The 417-nt window shown below is 27.8% G+C and carries 1 protein-coding gene; it reads left to right on the top strand.

Annotated elements, in window-relative coordinates; genetic code table 11:
- Window positions 1–208: 208 nt before the first annotated feature.
- The coding region (locus LPA54_RS40240; protein WP_228985376.1) for a hypothetical protein at window positions 209–417 on the top strand (209 nt) is incomplete at its 3' end.

Raw genomic sequence — 417 nt, 5'->3', positions numbered from 1 at the left:
GATATATTATAGATAAAGATTACACCGGGAAATCATATCCAAAGACTAAACAAGTTGCTAGGTGTGGGAATGCAGTTCCACCACCATTTGCGAAAGCATTAGTAGAATCAAATTTACCAGAACTATGTAAGGAAAATAAATTAAATGAAGTAGGCTAGTCCTACGCAATACTAATAATTTAGGTAGTTAAGAAGGAGAAAGCTAAATTATGAAAAAGAAAAATAATATATTAAATTTAGTAAATGAAATAATCAATGATAGGGAAAATGAAGAAGCAATAAAAGAATTTGCTAAGACAATTCCAAGTATAATAACTATGCATAGAGCTGTATATGAAGAAATGAAAAAACAGAAATATACTGAAGAACAATCTTTTAAATTTGCAAGTGATTATATTTTAGGACAATTATTTATAGC

This window comes from Streptomyces sp. DH12 (genome assembly GCF_020873895.1).
Taxonomy (GTDB): Bacteria; Actinomycetota; Actinomycetes; order Streptomycetales; family Streptomycetaceae; genus Streptomyces.
Note: the sequence above shows the minus strand (reverse complement) of the source record. Positions and strands in the feature narration are given on the sequence as shown.